The sequence below is a fragment of the Allobosea eneae genome (genome assembly GCF_042657265.1).
GTDB lineage: Bacteria > Pseudomonadota > Alphaproteobacteria > Rhizobiales > Beijerinckiaceae > Allobosea > Allobosea eneae.
The window spans coordinates 120512-136904 of sequence record NZ_JBHSLW010000039.1; the positions used below are offsets into that span (position 1 = coordinate 120512).

15 protein-coding genes are annotated in these 16393 nt (G+C 66.1%); 11 read left to right on the forward strand and 4 right to left on the reverse strand.

Features of this window, described 5'->3' with window-relative positions:
- Positions 1-243 precede the first annotated feature (243 nt).
- From serS to ACFPOB_RS23500, 4 genes are all read left to right on the forward strand, one after another.
- A complete protein-coding gene (serS, locus tag ACFPOB_RS23485; RefSeq protein ID WP_377800789.1) occupies positions 244-1812 on the forward strand; it encodes a serine--tRNA ligase in 1569 nt (522 codons plus the stop codon).
- A 4-nt stretch (positions 1813-1816) separates the two neighbouring features.
- The gene (surE, locus tag ACFPOB_RS23490) at positions 1817-2578 is read left to right on the forward strand and encodes a 5'/3'-nucleotidase SurE (protein ID WP_377800790.1); all 762 of its coding nucleotides are present in this window, start codon (positions 1817-1819) and stop codon (positions 2576-2578) included.
- A gap of 11 nt (positions 2579-2589) precedes the next feature.
- Positions 2590-3249 carry a protein-L-isoaspartate O-methyltransferase family protein gene (locus ACFPOB_RS23495; RefSeq protein WP_377800791.1) on the forward strand — a complete coding sequence of 220 codons (660 nt, stop codon included), beginning with the start codon at positions 2590-2592 and terminating at the stop codon, positions 3247-3249.
- 254 nt (positions 3250-3503) lie between these two features.
- Entirely contained in the window at positions 3504-4865 is a 1362-nt protein-coding gene (locus tag ACFPOB_RS23500; RefSeq protein ID WP_377800792.1) for a peptidoglycan DD-metalloendopeptidase family protein, read from the forward strand.
- A gap of 294 nt (positions 4866-5159) precedes the next feature.
- Here ACFPOB_RS23500 and ACFPOB_RS23505 read toward each other — a convergent pair whose 3' ends face one another.
- Entirely contained in the window at positions 5160-6038 is an 879-nt protein-coding gene (locus ACFPOB_RS23505; protein WP_377800793.1) for an ATP-binding protein, read from the reverse strand.
- 293 nt (positions 6039-6331) lie between these two features.
- Between ACFPOB_RS23505 and yajC the strand changes: the two genes are divergently transcribed.
- The 5 genes from yajC (at position 6332) to ACFPOB_RS23530 (ending at position 10791) form a co-directional block, all read left to right on the forward strand.
- Positions 6332-6601, forward strand: coding sequence for a preprotein translocase subunit YajC (gene yajC, locus ACFPOB_RS23510; RefSeq protein WP_377800810.1), 270 nt, complete (start codon positions 6332-6334; stop codon positions 6599-6601).
- Positions 6602-6659: 58 nt separating this feature from the next.
- A complete protein-coding gene (secD, locus tag ACFPOB_RS23515; RefSeq protein ID WP_377800794.1) occupies positions 6660-8270 on the forward strand; it encodes a protein translocase subunit SecD in 1611 nt (536 codons plus the stop codon).
- A 29-nt stretch (positions 8271-8299) separates the two neighbouring features.
- Positions 8300-9241: a protein translocase subunit SecF gene (secF, locus tag ACFPOB_RS23520; protein WP_377800795.1), complete on the forward strand. Its 942-nt coding sequence runs from the start codon at positions 8300-8302 to the stop codon at positions 9239-9241.
- A gap of 64 nt (positions 9242-9305) precedes the next feature.
- A complete protein-coding gene (locus ACFPOB_RS23525; RefSeq protein ID WP_377800796.1) occupies positions 9306-9689 on the forward strand; it encodes an Mth938-like domain-containing protein in 384 nt (127 codons plus the stop codon).
- A 220-nt stretch (positions 9690-9909) separates the two neighbouring features.
- Positions 9910-10791, forward strand: a complete 882-nt coding sequence (locus ACFPOB_RS23530) for a phytoene/squalene synthase family protein (protein WP_377800797.1) — start codon at positions 9910-9912, stop codon at positions 10789-10791.
- A gap of 122 nt (positions 10792-10913) precedes the next feature.
- Here the strand turns inward: ACFPOB_RS23530 and trmFO are convergent, their stop codons facing one another.
- Complete coding sequence (gene trmFO, locus ACFPOB_RS23535; RefSeq protein ID WP_377800798.1) at positions 10914-12323, reverse strand: methylenetetrahydrofolate--tRNA-(uracil(54)-C(5))-methyltransferase (FADH(2)-oxidizing) TrmFO; 1410 nt, start codon at positions 12321-12323, stop codon at positions 10914-10916.
- A gap of 184 nt (positions 12324-12507) precedes the next feature.
- Positions 12508-12663: a DUF1127 domain-containing protein gene (locus tag ACFPOB_RS23540; protein WP_092157112.1), complete on the reverse strand. Its 156-nt coding sequence runs from the start codon at positions 12661-12663 to the stop codon at positions 12508-12510.
- A gap of 457 nt (positions 12664-13120) precedes the next feature.
- Here ACFPOB_RS23540 and ACFPOB_RS23545 point away from each other — a divergent pair, with 457 nt between their 5' ends.
- Positions 13121-13771, forward strand: a complete 651-nt coding sequence (locus tag ACFPOB_RS23545) for a ceramidase domain-containing protein (protein ID WP_377800799.1) — start codon at positions 13121-13123, stop codon at positions 13769-13771.
- Between the two features lie 123 nt (positions 13772-13894).
- On the opposite strand, the gene ACFPOB_RS23550 is transcribed toward ACFPOB_RS23545, so the two are convergent.
- Positions 13895-14395 carry an invasion associated locus B family protein gene (locus tag ACFPOB_RS23550; RefSeq protein WP_377006516.1) on the reverse strand — a complete coding sequence of 167 codons (501 nt, stop codon included), beginning with the start codon at positions 14393-14395 and terminating at the stop codon, positions 13895-13897.
- A 1035-nt stretch (positions 14396-15430) separates the two neighbouring features.
- On the opposite strand from ACFPOB_RS23550, the gene ACFPOB_RS23555 reads away from it, so the two are divergent.
- Positions 15431-16318 (forward strand): HD domain-containing protein, encoded by an 888-nt coding sequence (locus tag ACFPOB_RS23555; protein ID WP_377800800.1) that lies wholly within the window; start codon positions 15431-15433, stop codon positions 16316-16318.
- The last annotated feature ends 75 nt before the right edge of the window (positions 16319-16393 follow it).

Consider the following 16393-nt stretch of genomic DNA (forward strand, 5'->3'; position numbering starts at 1 on the left):
CGGGGAAGGGCTGGGATGGGGGGCGAACGACTGGGCGAGGGGGAGACCTGTAGCAGCGGCTCGGGCCGACTGGCCGCAACTGGGCCCCGACTTTCCGCCCCCACCCCTGCCCCTGCCCACAAGGGGGAGGGGGCCAGCGCCCACTTGTCCCACCCGTACCCGCGCCACGCCGACGGAACGCTTCCGTGCCGGCGCGCCATGCTCTAGAGGATCAGCCGATTCCACAACGGATCGGCTTGAGCGATGTACGACATCAGATGGATTCGCGAGAACGCTGAGGCGTTCGATCGGGGCTTGCAGCGACGCGGGCTTGAGAAACTGTCGTCGTCGCTGCTGGCGCTCGACGATCAGCGCCGCGCCGCCATCGGCAAGTCGCAGGCCGCGCAGGAGCGTCGCAACGCCCTCTCCAAGGAGATCGGCAAGGCGATGGGCCAGAAGGACCTCGCTTTGGCCGAGCAGCTCAAGGCCGAGGTCGCCTCGCTCAAGGAGCAGGCGCCGGCGTTGGAGGCCGAGGAGAAGGCTGCGGTCGAGGCGCTGCACGCTCAGCTCGCCGCCATCCCGAACACGCCGTTCGACGAGGTGCCGGACGGCGCCGACGAGCATGGCAATGTCGTGCTCGAAGGTCACACCCATGGCCAGCCGCCAGAGAAGACTGGCGGCCGGCTGTTCGGCTTCAATCAGATCAAGGAGCATTACGAGCTCGGCGAGGCCCTCGGCCAGATGGATTTCGAGACAGCCGCGAAGCTCTCCGGCTCGCGCTTCGTCGTGCTCGATCGCCAGCTGGCGCGCCTCAACCGCGCCATCGGCCAGTTCATGCTCGACACCCATGTCGAGGAGCACGGCTACACCGAGGTCAACCCGCCGCTGATGGTGCGCGACGACGCCATGTTCGGCACGGCGCAACTGCCGAAGTTTGCCGCCGACCAGTTCCACGCCTTAGCCTATGATATGCCCGAGCATCTGAAGCCGCACGGGCCTGCGGCGGAACTCTGGGAGTCGCTGGCGGAGGATTGGGCATCCGAGGAAGGCAAGCTCGAACAGGCGACCTTCGCCTCGGTCGTGCAGGCCCTAATCGACCACAAGTTGCGCCAGGATGAGATCGACCAGATCTCCGCCTTCTTCAACCGGCTGAAGCGCGAGCTGGCCGTGGCTCGCCATGGCAAGGCGCGCGGTGAGGTACTGCTTGGTGCAGCGGCGGGCGGGCATTGGCTCATCCCAACCGCCGAAGTCCCGCTGACCAATCTCGTGCGCGAATCCATCCTCTCGGAGGAGGAGCTGCCGCGCCGCTTCACCGCGCTCACCCCCTGCTTCCGGGCCGAGGCTGGCTCGGCCGGGCGTGATACGCGTGGCATGCTGCGCCAGCACCAGTTCGAGAAGGTCGAGCTCGTCTCGATCACCGCGCCGGAGAAGTCGCGCGAGGAGCATGAGCGCATGCTGTCTTGCGCCGAGACCGTGCTGAAGAAGCTCGATTTGCACTATCGCGTCATGACGCTGTGCACCGGCGACATGGGCTTCGCCTCGCAGAAGACCTACGACATCGAGGTCTGGCTGCCCGGCCAGAAGACCTATCGCGAGATTTCGTCCTGCTCGGTCTGCGGTGATTTCCAGGCGCGTCGCATGAATGCCCGCTACAAGACCAAGGATGGCAAGGGCCCGTTCTTCGTCCACACCCTCAACGGCTCGGGCACGGCTGTCGGCCGCGCCTTGATCGCGGTGATGGAAAACTACCAGAACGCCGACGGCTCGATCACCGTGCCGGAGGTGCTGGTTCCCTATATGCGCGGGGTCACCCGCATCGAGAAGGCGGCCTGAGCCCATGCGCATCCTGGTGACCAATGACGACGGCATCCATGCCGAGGGCCTCGCCGTCCTCGAGCAGATCGCGGCCCAGCTCTCTGATGATGTCTGGGTGGTCGCGCCCGAGACCGACCAGTCGGGCGTGGCGCATTCGCTTTCGCTGTCGAACCCGCTGCGCCTGCGCCAGATCGAGGAGAAGCGCTTCGCCGTCCAGGGCACGCCGACCGATTGCGTGATCATGGCGGTGCGCTCGGTCATGGCCGAGATGAAGCCCGATCTCGTGCTCTCCGGCGTCAATCGCGGCCAGAACGTCGCGGAGGACGTGACCTATTCCGGCACCATCGCCGCCGCCATGGAGGGCACGCTGCTCGGCATTCCCTCGATCGCGGTGAGCCAGGCCTATATGGCGGGCGACCGCACCCAAATCATCTGGGACTGCGCCCTGCAGCATGCGCCGGGAATCATCCGCCGGCTGCTGGAGGAAGGGATTCCTGACGGCATCCTGTTCAACCTCAACTTCCCGAACGTGCCCCCGGCCGAGGTCGCCGGCGTCGCCGTCACCGCGCAGGGCCGGCGCGACCAGGAGCTGATGCGGCTGGAGCCGCGGCGCGATGGGCGCGGCAATCCCTATTACTGGATCGCCTTCCAGCGCGGGAAGCACGAGCCGGCCAATGGCACCGACCTGCGCGCCCTCGCCGAGAAGAAGATCTCGGTGACGCCGCTCGAGCTCGACCTGACGCATGAGCCGACGATGACGCGCTTCGCGCAGCTCTTCGCCTGAAAGACGTTGGGATGACCGAGGAAGGCGCCAGCAGCGAGAGCGAGCGCACGGTCGCTTTCCTGTTGTCGCTGCGTGCGCGCGGCGTGCGCGACCTCGCCTTGCTCCGCGCGATGGAGCGCGTGCCGCGCGAGCATTTCGCGCCCTCGCGCTTCGCCGATCTCGCCCGCCAGGACGTCTCGGTGCCGCTTCCCTGTGGCCAGACCATGACGGCGCCGCACACGGTCGCGGCACTGGTTGGCGCGCTCGAGATGAAGTCCGATTGCCGGGTGCTCGAGATCGGCTCCGGCTCGGGCTATGTCGCGGCCCTGCTCGCGGCCATGGGCGGCAAGGTGGTTTCGCTGGAGCGCTACCGCACGCTCGCGCTCGCCGCGCATGAGCGCCTCACCGGCGGCGGCTTCGCCCAGCTCGTCGAGCTGCGCCATGCCGACGGCTTCCAGCCCGACCGCACGCTCGGCCGCTTCGAGCGCATCCTGGTCAACGGCGTGATGCAGACGGTGCCGGAGGCGCTGCTTGCTCGGCTGGAGATCGGCGGGCGCCTCGTCGGCGCGCTGCGCGTCGAGGGGGCAGGGCGGCTCGTGATCGTCACCCGCAGCGAGGACGGCTTCGACCACGCCCTCGGCCCGATCATCCGCATCCCGCCGCTGGCGCCCGGGCTGTCACAGGCGCTTTAGGCACTCGTTGCGGCGACCACGCTGAGTCTGCCCGTCATGCTCGCCCTTGTGGCGAGCATCCACGTCTTGAACACAGTCCTTGATGAAGGAAGACGTGAATGCTCGGGGCAAGCCCGACCATGACGAGGGCCCGTCAGGAAGATTGCAGTCGCCTTCAGAAATTCACCTGAGCTGTCAGCAGCGAAACGCCTTCTTAACCTAACCGGCTCTTTAATGCGGACCGTAGAGTTGCGTCGTTCGCGAGTGCAGAGTCCATGCGTAAGCAAGTCGAGCTGGCCGTCCCGAAATCCGTGGTTCGCGTCGTGTCGGTCTGCGCCCTCGCGGCCGGCCTGGGCGCCTGCTCCTCGGAGGCGATGCGTTTCACCGAGGCGCCCTTCAGCAATCCCTTCCAGACCGCGCAGGCTCCTAGCCCCCAGCGCGATCCGGCGACCACCGGCTCGATCGGCCGCAATGCGCCGCGCCAGTCCTATGAGACGGCGTCCGTCTCCGCCAATCCGGGCGTGCGCAGCCAGCCGCTGGCGCCGCCGACCGCCTCCGTCGCGCCTCGCCCGGCGCCAATGACGGCGCCTGCACCGAGCGCCCCCGGCTCGGCCGCCGGCTGGAGCGCCCAGGGTGGCACGCCGATCGTCGTCGCCCATGGCGAGACGCTCGACGTGATCTCCGGCCGCTACGGCGTGCCGCGCTCGGCGCTGATGCAGGCCAACGGGCTCTCTGGCGAGGTCACGCCTGGCACGCGCATCGTCGTCCCTGTCTATAATGGCGGCGGCTCCCAGGTTGCCGCGCGCCAGCCCACGCCGAACGACAATCGCTTCGAGCAGCCCCGCCTCGCGCCGCCGCCGGTGTCGCGTCCGGTCGCCGCTGCCCCTGCGCCGGCCCCGAAGGCGGCCGCAGTCGATGCCAAGGCCCAGGCCGCCCAGGCCAAGGCTCAGGCCGCCGCCGAGGCCAAGGAGAAGGCTGCCGCCGACGCCAAGCGCATGGGTGAGGCCCGTGCTCGCTTCGCCGCCGAGGCCAAGGCCAAGGCGGCCGCCAAGGCCGCGGGCGAGACCAAGACCGCGGCGCTGCCGGCGCCGGCGCCTGCCGCGCAGCCGGTCAAGCCGAAGTCTGCCGCGCCGGTCGTCGCCAGCGCCCCGGCCGAGAAGATCACCCCCCAGCCGAAGGCGGTCGCACCCGCTCCGGAGCCGAAGGCGCCCGAGCCGCAGACCACCGCCAGCCTGCCCAAGGCCGAGGAGCCGGCTTCGTCCGGTGCCGATTTCCGCTGGCCGGCCCGCGGCCGCGTCATCGCCGGCTATGCCGGCAGGGGCGGCAATGAGGGCATCAACATCGCCGTGCCGGAAGGCACGCCGGTCAAGGCGGCTGAGGGCGGCGTCGTCGCCTATGCCGGCAGCGAGCTCAAGGGCTACGGCAATCTCGTGCTGATCCGCCACCCGAACGGCTACGTCTCGGCCTACGCCCATAACGGCGAGCTCAACGTCAAGCGCGGCGAGCAGGTCAAGCGCGGCCAGGTCGTCGCCAAGTCGGGCCAGTCCGGCAACGTCAACTCGCCGCAGCTGCACTTCGAGCTGCGCAAGGGTTCGACCCCCGTCGACCCGATGCCCTATCTCAGCAGCAGTAACTGATCCGAACCAGACGCAATTGCGGACGCGAAACCGCTTCGCACTTTCGCTGGAATGGCTTTTACACTTCGGCCGGTATTCGCGAGACCCCGCCGGTCGATACGAGGCGGGGCGGTCCCAGGAAAGGCCGCCCCGTTTTTCCTTTTTTCTCCTTCTCCCCTCGGGGGAGAAGGTGTCTGCGACGCAGACGGATGAGGGCGGAGCGACCGGGTGAGAACGGGACAGGTTGAGCCTGTCCTTCCCTCATCCGTCAGCGCTTCGCGCTGCCACCTTCTCCCCCGAGGGGCGAAGGAAGAGTCACCCCTCCAGCTTCGTCTCCAGCCGCCCGGCCAGATCCTGGATGTACTGCCAGGCCGTGCGCCCGGAGCGCGAACCACGCGTCGTCGCCCATTCCAGCGCCTCGCGCCGCAATTGCTCCGGCTCGATCGTCAGGCCGAAATGGCCGACATAGCCGTCGATCATCGCAAGATATTCGTCCTGGCTGCATTTGTGGAAGCCGAGCCAGAGGCCGAACCGGTCCGACAGCGAAACCTTTTCTTCCACCGCCTCACCAGGGTTGATTGAGGTCGAGCGCTCGTTCTCGACCATTTCGCGCGCCAGCAAATGCCGGCGATTCGAGGTGGCGTAGAACACGACGTTCTCCGGCCGGCCCTCGACGCCGCCGTCGAGCGCTGCCTTCAGCGACTTGTAGGAGGTGTCCTGGCCGTCGAAGGAGAGATCGTCGCAGAAGACGATGGCGGGATGCGGATCAGCCTTGAGCAGCCCCATCAGCACGGGCAGGCTCTCGATGTCCTCGCGGTGGATCTCGATCAGCTTGAGGGGGAGGGCGCCCTTCGGCAGCCGCTTGTTGGTGTCGGCATGCACCGCCTTGACCAGCGACGATTTGCCCATGCCGCGCGCACCCCAAAGCAGGACGTTGTTGGCCGGCAGACCGCGGGCGAAACGCTCTGTGTTCTCGGCCAGCGTGTCGCGCACCCGGTCGACGCCGCGCAGCAGCGAGAGCGCGACGCGGTTGACCTTGGCGACGGGGGCGAGCTCGTGAGCGGCGGCATGCCAGACGAAGGCGTCGGCGGCTGTGAGATCGGGCTTGCGCTTGGTGGGCGGTGCGAGGCGCTCCAGCGCATCGGCGATGCGCAGCAGGGTGGCAAGCGTTTGGTCGGGGGCGGTGTCGGTCATTGCAGGCAGTCCGCATGAATGATGCGTACCGAACGGTACGGTACGCTCATAACTCTCCACGCCCCTGAAAGGCAAGGCCATTGCGCCCAGGGCAGGGAGCGCTTAGCTGGGGGATGCGGTCGAAAGGCCCGCCGCTTTCGATTGATTTCATGACATCGCTGGCTATAGTCCGCGCGATTTTACCAACCCCCGCGCCGGCCGGCCGTCACTCGGCGGCGACGTGAAGGAGCCTTCCCGTGATCACCCCCGCTTTTGCCCAGGGCCTTGGAGGCGGCGGCACCAACGACGTGCTGATGTCGCTGGTTCCGTTCGTCCTGATCTTCATCATCATGTGGTTCCTGATCATCAGGCCGCAGCAGAAGCGGGTGAAGGCGCATCAGGAGATGATCAAGAACGTGCGCCGCGGCGACACGATCATCACCTCGGGCGGCATCATCGCCAAGGTCTCGAAGGTGGTCGACGATACCGAGATCGAGGCCGAGATCGCCGACGGCGTGCGCGTGCGCATCCTCAAGGGCATGGTGTCGGACGTGCGCGCCAAGGGCGAGCCGGTCAAGAGCTGAAGGCCGTGAGGCGCGGGCCTGAAAGCGCCCGTGCCCGCCAACAAGGCTGTTCATACAGATGCTTCGTCTCCAGGCCCGCAAGGTCATTCTCGTTCTGCTCGTGCTGATCTTCGGCTGCGGGCTCGCCGTGCCGAACCTGTTCTCGCCTGAGACCCGCAAGGCGATTGAGCAGGGCGCTCCGGCCTGGATTCCGCGCTTCCTGCTGCCGATCCATGCGATGACGCTCGGCCTCGACCTGCAGGGCGGCTCGCACGTCCTGCTCGAGATCGACCGTGCCGACCTGATCCGCAGCCAGGTCACGCAGTTGCGCGACGACGTCCGCCGCATCCTGCGCGAGGAGCGCGTCGGCCTGCAGGGCGGCATCGGCCTGACCCCACGCGGCGTGCAGCTGCGCGTGCCCGAGGCGGCCGACCGCGCCAAGCTGATGCCGAAGCTGCGCGAGCTCGCCCAGCCGATCGGCACCCTCGGCGCCTTCGGGCCGTCCGGCAATCAGTCCATCGAGGTCACCGAGAATCCCGACGGGCTGATCCAGCTCAACGTCACCGAGGCCGGCGCCAACCTGCGCATCCGCCGGGCCGTCGAGCAGGCGATGGAAGTGCTGCGCCGCCGCGTCGACGCGCTCGGCACCACCGAGCCGAATATCCAGCGCCAGGGCCTCGACCGCATCTTGGTCCAGGTGCCGGGCCTGCAGGACCCGCAGCGCCTGAAGCAGATCCTCGGCGAGACAGCCAAGCTGCAGTTCCGCATGGTTGCCGATGCCAATGCCGGCGATGTCGACATGCTGCCCTCGCAGGACCAGGGCGGCCAGCCGATCCCGATCAGCCGGCAGGTCATCGTCGAGGGCGAGGACCTGATCGACGCCCAGCCGGCCTTCGACCAGCGCACCAGCCAGCCGATCGTCAATTTCCGCTTCAACATCCGCGGGGCCCAGCGCTTCGGCCAGGCGACCACCGAGAATCTCGGCCGCCAGCTCGCCATCGTGCTCGACAACAAGGTGATCTCGGCTCCGGTCATCCAGTCGCCGATCACCGGCGGCTCCGGCCAGATCTCCGGCAACTTCACGGTCGAGGCCGTCAACAACCTCGCCATCCTGCTGCGCGCCGGCGCGCTGCCCGCGAAGATGACGATCGTCGAGGAGCGCACCGTCGGGCCCGGCCTCGGCCAGGATTCGATCCAGGCCGGCAAGATGGCGACGATCATCGCGACCGTGCTGGTCATCCTCTACATGATCGGCAACTACGGGTTGTTCGGCATCATCGCCAGCATCGCGCTGCTCGTCCACGTCTGCCTGATCCTCGGGCTGATGTCGCTGCTTGGGGCGACGATGACCCTTCCGGGCATCGCCGGCATCGTGCTCACCATCGGCACGGCGGTCGATTCGAACGTGCTGATCTACGAACGCATGCGCGAGGAATCGCGCCTCGGCAGGTCGCTGGTCTCGGCGCTCGAGGCCGGTTTCACGCGAGCCTTCGCCACGATCATCGACTCCAATGTCACCATGCTGATCGCGGCGGTCGCGCTGTTCGCGCTCGGTTCTGGCCCGGTGCGCGGCTTTGCCGTCGTCTTCATCCTGGGCATCCTGACCACGGTCATCACCGCGGTGACGCTGACGCGCATGCTGATCGCGCTCTGGTATCGCTGGGCGCGGCCGAAGGCCCTTCCGTTCTGAGCCCGCAGGCCAGGAGTTAGAGAAAAACCATGCGCCTGCTTCGCATCGTTCCCGACAATACCAAGTTCCGCATCGTCCACTGGCGGCGCCTGGCCTATCCGTTCTCGGCCGCCTATTCGGTGCTCGTGCTGGTGCTGTTCCTGACGGTCGGCCTCAATTTCGGCATCGATTTCCGCGGCGGCACGCTGATGGAGATGCAGGCCAAGAGCGGCAAGCCCGACATCGCCCAGGTGCGCCAGACCGCCAACAGCTTCGGCTTCGGCGAAGTCGAGGTCCAGGAATTCGGCAGCGCCGGTGATCTCTCGATGCGCTTTGCGCTGCAGCCCGGCGGCGAGGTCGCCCAGCAGGCGGTGGTGACGAAGGCGCGCGAGGCCTTCTCGACGAACTACGAGTTCCGCCGAGTCGAGACGGTCGGCCCGCGCGTCTCCGGCGAGCTGGTCCAGGCCGGCACGCTCGGCGTCGTGCTCGCGATCGTCGGCGTGCTGGTCTATCTCTGGTTCCGTTTCGAGATGCAGCTCGCCATCGGCGCGATCGTCGGCACCATGCACGACATCGTGCTGACCATGGGCTTCTTCCTGATCACGCAGCTCGAATTCAACCTGACCTCGATCGCGGCGATCCTGACCATCGTGGGTTACTCGCTGAACGAGACCGTCGTGGTGTTCGACCGCACGCGCGAACTGCTGCGCCGCTACAAGACCATGCCGATTCCCGAGCTGCTCGACCTTTCGGTCAACTCGACCCTGTCGCGCACCGCGATCACCTCGACCACGACCATCCTCGCGCTGGTCGCGCTGGTCTTCTTCGGCGGCACGGCGATCGAGGGCTTTGCGCTCGTCATGCTCTTCGGCGTGATGGTCTGCACCTATTCGGCGATGTTCGTCTCGACGCCGGTGCTGCTCTATCTCGACGTCCGCGCCGGCCGCCTCGACCAGAGCGAGGAACTGGCGGAAGCCAAGGCGCGGGTCTGAAGTCCTTGATTTTGCGCACGGCTTTGTCGGAAAACCGGTTCCCACTTTTCCGAGCCATACGCTGATGGCCGAGCGTCGCTTCGACGGTTTCGTCCCCGGTCGCTACCAGCTCGACGCCTTCGGCGCCGGCGGATTCCGGTTTGCGGATATGAGCCATCGCGGCTCGATTCTGGCGACGCCCTCAGGCATCCGGATCTGGCCGGTGAGCTCTTTCGCTGAGGTCACGCTGGAAAGCCTGCAGCCGGTCCTCGACGAGGCCGAGACGATCGACTTCCTGATCCTCGGCATCGGCCACGACATCGCTTTCCTGCCGCCGTCCTTGCGCGATCCGTTCAAGGCCGCCGGCATCACTGTCGAGGCGATGGCGACGCCTGCCGCCGCGCGCACCTACAACGTCCTCGTCGGCGAGGAGCGGCGCGTTGCCGCGGCGCTGATCGCGGTGGAGTGAAGGCGTCATGCTCGGGCTTGACCCGAGCATCTCAGGCCCGAAGAGGCTCCGGTTAGTACCTCTGGCCCAGAGATTCTCGGGTCTGCGCTTCGCTCCGCCCGAGAATGACGAGCATCGATCAAATCCAATCAGCCATGCCGCTCCCGCGTAGCCAAGCCAGCCGACCCGGCCTACACTGCCGGCGCTTCGACCCGCGTGGCGGCGGGAGCGGGGAGGGTGCATGACCACGAAAACCGAGGACCGCGCCGGCACTGCGCCGGGGCCGCTCTCCCAGGCCTATGGCCATTGCCTGGCGCTGGTGCGCGAGCATGATCCGGACCGCTATATCGCCTCGCTCTATGCGCCCGAGGCGCTCAGGCCCGGCCTGTTCGCCCTCTATGCCTTCAGCCATGAGATCGCCCGTGTGCGCGAGCAGGTCAGCGAGCCGCTGCCGGGCGAGGTCCGCCTGCAATGGTGGCGCGACGTGCTCGAAGCCGGTCCCGATGCGCCCGCGCCGGGCCATCCGGTGGCGCAGGCGCTGCTCGACACCGTCAGGCGCTTCCGTTTGCCGATCGGCCCGCTCTCGGGTCTGATCGAGGCGCGTGTCTTCGATCTCTATGACGATCCCATGCCCGCGCTCGCCGATCTCGAAGGCTATGCTGGCGAGACCTCGAGCGCGCTGATCCGCCTCGCTTGCCTCGTGCTGGCGCAGGGCCGCGATCCCGGCGGTGCGACCGCCGCCGGCCATGCCGGCGTCGCCTATGCGCTCTGCGGGCTGATGCGCGCCTTCCCCTGGCATGCGGCGCGCGGCCAAGTCTATCTGCCGGCCGACCTGCTCAGCCGCAACGGCGTCACCCGCGAGGACATCGTGCGCGGGCGCGGCGGCCCTGGCCTGATCTATTCGCTAAAGGAGATGCGGGCGCTGGCGCGCATCCATCTGCGCAAGCTCAACGATCTTTCCGCCACCGTGCCGGCGGCGATCCGGCCGGCCTTCCTGCCTGTCGCGCTGGTCGAGCCTTATCTCAGGCAAATGGAGCGGCGCGGCTACGATCCCTATCGGACAATCATCAGCCTCTCGCCGCTGCGGCGGCAATGGACGCTCTGGCGCGCGGCGCGGGCGTAGCAGAGCAGCGCGTCATGCTCGGGCTTGACCCGAGCATCTCAGGCAGAAGGAGGCTCTGATCGGTGCCTTCTTGTCATGAGATTCTCGGGTCTGCGCTTCGCTCCGCCCGAGAATGACTGCAGTTACTCCGCCGCCTCGACGCTCTTAGCCCCAACCCACCCGTCCAGCTCGACCTTCGCCCGCGCCGTCAGCGCCTGCTTGCGGGCGACGCTTTTGGCCGGCCCCTTCAGGCGCTTGCCGTCCGGACCCGTCGTCGCGACGCCCTCAATCGGCGGGAACAAGCCGAAATTGATGTTCATCGGCTGGAAGGAGCGCGGCCCCTCGTCGATGGTGACGATGTGGCCGCCGGTGATGTGGTTGACCAGCGCCCCCAGGGCGGTCGTCGCCGGCGGCAGTTCGAGCGGCCGGCCGAGCCGTTCGGCGGCGGCGAGCCGGCCGGTCAGCAGGCCGATGGCGGCGCTCTCGACATAGCCCTCGCAGCCGGTGATCTGCCCGGCGAAGCGCAGGCGCGGATCGGCCTTCAATCGCAGTTGCGGATCGAGCAGCTCCGGAGAATTGAGATAGGTGTTGCGATGGATGCCGCCGAGCCGGGCGAATTCGGCATTCTCCAGGCCGGGGATCATCCGGAAGATTGCGGCCTGCTCGCCATATTTCAGCTTGGTCTGGAAGCCCGTCATGTTGAACAGCGTGCCCAGCGCATTATCCTGGCGCAGCTGGACGACGGCATAGGCCTTGACCGTCGGGTTGTGCTTATTGGTCAGCCCGACCGGCTTCATTGGTCCCCAGCGCAAGGTCTCGCGGCCGCGCTCGGCCATCACCTCGATCGGCAGACAGCCGTCGAAATAGGGCGTGCCCTCCCATTCCTTGAACTCGGTCTTCTCCGCCGCCAGCAGCGCGTCGATGAAGGCCTCGTACTGGTCGCGGTCGAGCGGGCAATTGATGTAGTCGGCGCCGGTGCCGCCCGGCCCGGCCTTGTCGTAGCGCGACTGGAACCAGGCGATATCCATGTCGATCGAATCGAAATGGACGATCGGGGCAATCGCGTCGAAGAAGGCGAGATCGCTCGCCCCGGTCAGCGAGCGGATGCCCTCTGCCAGCGCCGGCGAAGTCAGGGGCCCGGTCGCGACGATGACCTTGTCCCATTCCGCCGGCGGCAGGCCGGCGATCTCGCCGCGTTCGATCGTGACGTTTGGATGGGCTTCGAGCGCGGCGGTGACCGCTTGCGAGAAGCCGTCGCGGTCGACCGCGAGCGCTCCCCCGGCCGGAACCTGATGCGCATCGCCCTTGGCCATGATCAGCGAGCCGAGCCGGCGCATCTCCCAATGCAATTGCCCGACGGCATTGGAGGACGAATCGTCCGAGCGGAACGAGTTCGAGCAGACCAGCTCGGCCAGCCCTTCCGTCTTGTGGGCGTCGGTGCCGCGCACCGGACGCATTTCGTGCAGGACGACGGGAACGCCGGCCTCGGCGATCTGCCAGGCGGCTTCCGAACCGGCCAGGCCGCCGCCGACGACATGGATGGGCGCGATCATGGTGGATGCTGTCATAGCCGCGATGTGTCCGCGGCAGCGTCCGAGGTCAAGGGTATTGGGACGAAACAGAACCCGGAAACGCAAAATGCCCGCTCGTAAGCGGGCATTCGCTCTTCGACCAGACCCCGAGGGGAGGAACGCGGGGTCTAGGAGAAACTACTCGTCAAACCTGAGCGGTTTGAAATCAGGCGGTCGCGTGAGTGCGGGCGACGTACTGGATGTCCGAGCGCGACAGGCCGAGATCGTCGAGCTCACGGTCGGTGAGGCGGGACAGCTCGCGGACGGTCTCGCGATAGCGAAGATAGGCGCGGATCTTGGAAGCGATCATGGACAGGAACATGGTGATAACCTTTTGGTTTTGCGGGGTTTCGCCCCGACAGCGATGAATTCGTTGTGCACTGCATATAGAGAGGTCGGTGTGCTTCTCACAGGGGCGCGGCGTCAGCTCTGTTATGCTGTGTACGCATGACAAATTAAGGGATCGTTTGGAAACAGCTCCAGACCCGCGCAGAGCGCTTAACGATTGAGACAGAACAGTGACATTTGGGCCTATATTTTAGGCAGCATAGCGCGGGCCGGCGTCATGATCCGTGGGGTGCCGCCATTTCGTGCAGGATCGCTGCATCTCGCCATGCGATTTGCACTGCACCATTGATAGCCGAGGCGAGGCGATGCGCAACGCCCTGTTCATCACGGGTGGATTCGGCGACAGTCACGCCGGTTTTGCCGAGGGATGCCATGGTTGCACACGGCGCCAGCGGGGCGATTCGACGACTTGGACAGGCGCGGGGCAGGGCATGCAGGGCTCGAGCTATTGCGAGAGGCTGAGTGGTGCCTTCTGGGCCGAGCCGCTCAATGCGGTGAGCAATGCCGCCTTCCTGCTGGCGGCGCTGATGGCATGGCGTCTCCTGCGTCGGGCAAGCCGTCGCGACCGGCCGGCCGAAGCGCTGACGATGCTGGTCGCGGTCATCGGCGTCGGCTCCTTCCTGTTCCACACCATGCCGCAGCGCTGGACCTTGCTGGCCGACGTCGTGCCGATCCAGCTCTTCGCCCTCTGCTATTTCGGTCTGGCGCTCAGCCGCTTCCTTGGCCTGTCGCCGTTGGCCGCGGCGCTCGGCGCGCTGCTCTTCCTGGCCGCCTGCTTCGGCCTCGCCGCGGGGCTCTCATCCCTGCTGCCGGCCGGCATGCGCGGCTCGGCCGGCTATGCCGGCTTCATGATCGGCCTTGCCGGCGTCGCGCTGGCGGTGCGGCTGCGCGGTGATGCTGTGACGGCGGCGCGGATCGCTCTCGCCGGCCTCGTCTTCGCGCTGTCCCTGACGTTCCGCTCGCTCGATTCCGTGCTGTGCGGCGCCGTCCCCTTCGGCCTGCACTGGGGCTGGCACCTGCTCAACGGTTTGCTGCTCTATCTCTTGCTGCGGGCGGCGATCCTCGCGCCGCGCGCGGGGTGATCCGCCTTCGTCATGCTCGGGCTGGACCCGAGCATCTCAGGCCGGAGAAGGCTCCTCATGGCGCCTTCTCGTCACGAGATTCTCGGGTCTGCGCTGCGCTCCGCCCGAGAATGACGTCCTTTGTCAGCGGCAGTTCTCCAGCAGCCGCGAGGCCGCGGTCACGCCGTCGAGCGAGAAGGTGTAGCTGGTCTCGTTGCCGCGGGCCGAGCGCGCCGCCAGCACCATCTCGTCGCCAGCCTTCATCGCCGCGAGCAGTTCGCCCTCGCGCTCCAGCCGCTGCAGCCAGGCATTGTTGCCCGAGGTCAGCATGCGGAAGCTGTCGTCGCCGATCGTCACGGTGACGGTCGAATCCTTGGCGAAATCATAGCCGGTCTGGAAGCTCGACTCGGTGCCGGCTTGCGCGTTCGGCGCGGTCTGCACGAAGAAGAACACATCGCCATGACGCAAGGTCGCAGGTGTCTCGGCACTCGGCGAGGAGACGATATAGCAACGCTTGCCTTTATCGCCGTCATAGGCGGCGGCGTTCCACTGCTTGAACTGGCCGAGCGGCTGCGCCGGGGCGGCGAAAGCCGGGACCGTGACCGAAAGAAGGCTGAGCGCCGCGAGAGGGGCCAGTCTGATCATCGAGTCATCTCCTGTTTGCATCGCAGGGATGTCCAAGAGCGGTTTAACAAGGCGTAAACAAGACCCTCACAATGCCGTGCGACGCAAGGGCGCAACCAGCCTCCTTCTCCCCTCGGGGGAGAAGGTCCCGGCAGGGGGATGAGGGCGGTTCGACCGGGTGAGTCGCCCGCCGCTCGCCCTGCGTGGCGGGCCCTCATCCGTCAGCGCTCCGCGCTGCCACCTTCTCCCCCGAGGGGAGAAGGAAGAAAGCACCCACGCGCCAAACCCCGCCCGCAGGCCTGCCTGCGGGCGCTTCAGAATACGGGGCTGGCGGAGCGCCGCGAGGCGCGTTGGTATTCCGCTTCCATTGAGCCAGGAAGCGGCGCGGATGAATCCTCATCCGCACGCCCCGTGGCGCTCCGCCTTCGGCTTCTTCAAGTCTCCGGGCCGCGCTTCTGCGGTTGGCCTGCCTGTCCTCCCGCTCCGGCCGGCGCCAGTGCCCCTCAACGGGTGGTCGCGCCGGTGTTCGAGCAGGGCGGCGCCTTGGCGGGCCGTCCATCTAGCGAGCTCCTCGCACAGGGGTCGTATTGCCCCCAGGGCGGTGCCCCGAAGCCTCCCGGGAGCGGGGCGTAACCCCCGCCCGCAGGCGCCGACCCTCACCCAGCCTCTGGCATACCTCCGGACGGCCGCCCCGTATGGGTGATGGGCGAGGGGATTGTACGGGAGGTTTTGCGGGCGGGGATAAGTTTGTGGTGAGCCTGTGAAGGAGAAGAAGCCGTGACGCTCTATCTTCTCTTGAAGGAGATAAGGTCGCTCCGAGTGGCTGGTGAGGGGATGTCGCGACGATAGAGGCAAGGCACCACGGCTGTGTGCAGGCCAGAACGTTGCTCGTCCTCGCTTTAACGATGAGGCGTCATTTTGCCGGAGGAGGGAGAAAGAAATAAGCGAGGCTTGGCGGCACAATAACTTCAGTGCATTCTCAAGCCATTCGAGGAACGATTCTCAGCACACGGCAGCAGTTGGGCGTGCTGCTTTTCTTCTAGCGTCGGGTCGCTGATGGCCAAACCAAAGCCTCAAAGAATACGTGATCCCATTCATAATCTCATTGAATTCGGGACGGATCAGTTCGAAGAAACACTCTGGAGGTTAATACAAACACCGCCGTTCCAGAGGCTTCGTCGTATCAAACAGCTGGGTTTCTCGGAATTTGTTTTCCCCGGGGCAACGCATACGCGATTTGCACACAGTATCGGCGTGTTTCATATGGCGCGTCTCCTTATGGGGGTCATTCGAAGGTATGTTGATGCCCATCAGCAGCAATTTAAGGACCATCAAGCTCGTCATGCTCTAGCTGCGGCGCTCCTCCATGACGTCGGGCATGGAATGTTCAGTCATGCCTTCGAAGCTATTGGGAAGGAGTTTAAATGGCCGATGGCGCGACATGAGGAAGTTAGCCAACGCCTGATAAGAGACAGCGAGATAACGCATGTTCTGGATAAATCCTTCGGAAAAGGTTTTTCCGAAAATGTGGCTGATCTAATTGCTCAAGATACTCCATCAGATCTTTATGGATCGATTGTCTCAAGCCAATTCGATGCTGATAGATTAGATTATATGCAGCGCGATCGAATGATGACCGGCGTGCAAAGCAGCAGCGTTGATCCCACTTGGCTTCTGGCAAATCTTGAGGTCGCGGAGGTTTCGACCGGGGCGGACGAGACTGGATCTGGCAGTATTGAGACTTTGGTTCTTGGTCCGAAGGCGGTTCAAACCGCAGAGAGCTATGTGCTAGCGCTTTTTCATCTGTATCCTAATGTATATCTTCATAAAACAACGCGTGGCGCCGAAATGCTCTTCCAAGCTCTTATTAAGCGCTTGGTGAGCTTGAACGCGGCGGGGCACGTTGAAAAAACAGGCCTTGAGAGTCCGTCCCGGAACTCATGACGCTCGCGCGATGCGGCGGATAAGAACCATGGCGGCGGCTGCGTAGAGGAAGGCCGTCGCGGAGGCGATGGTGGC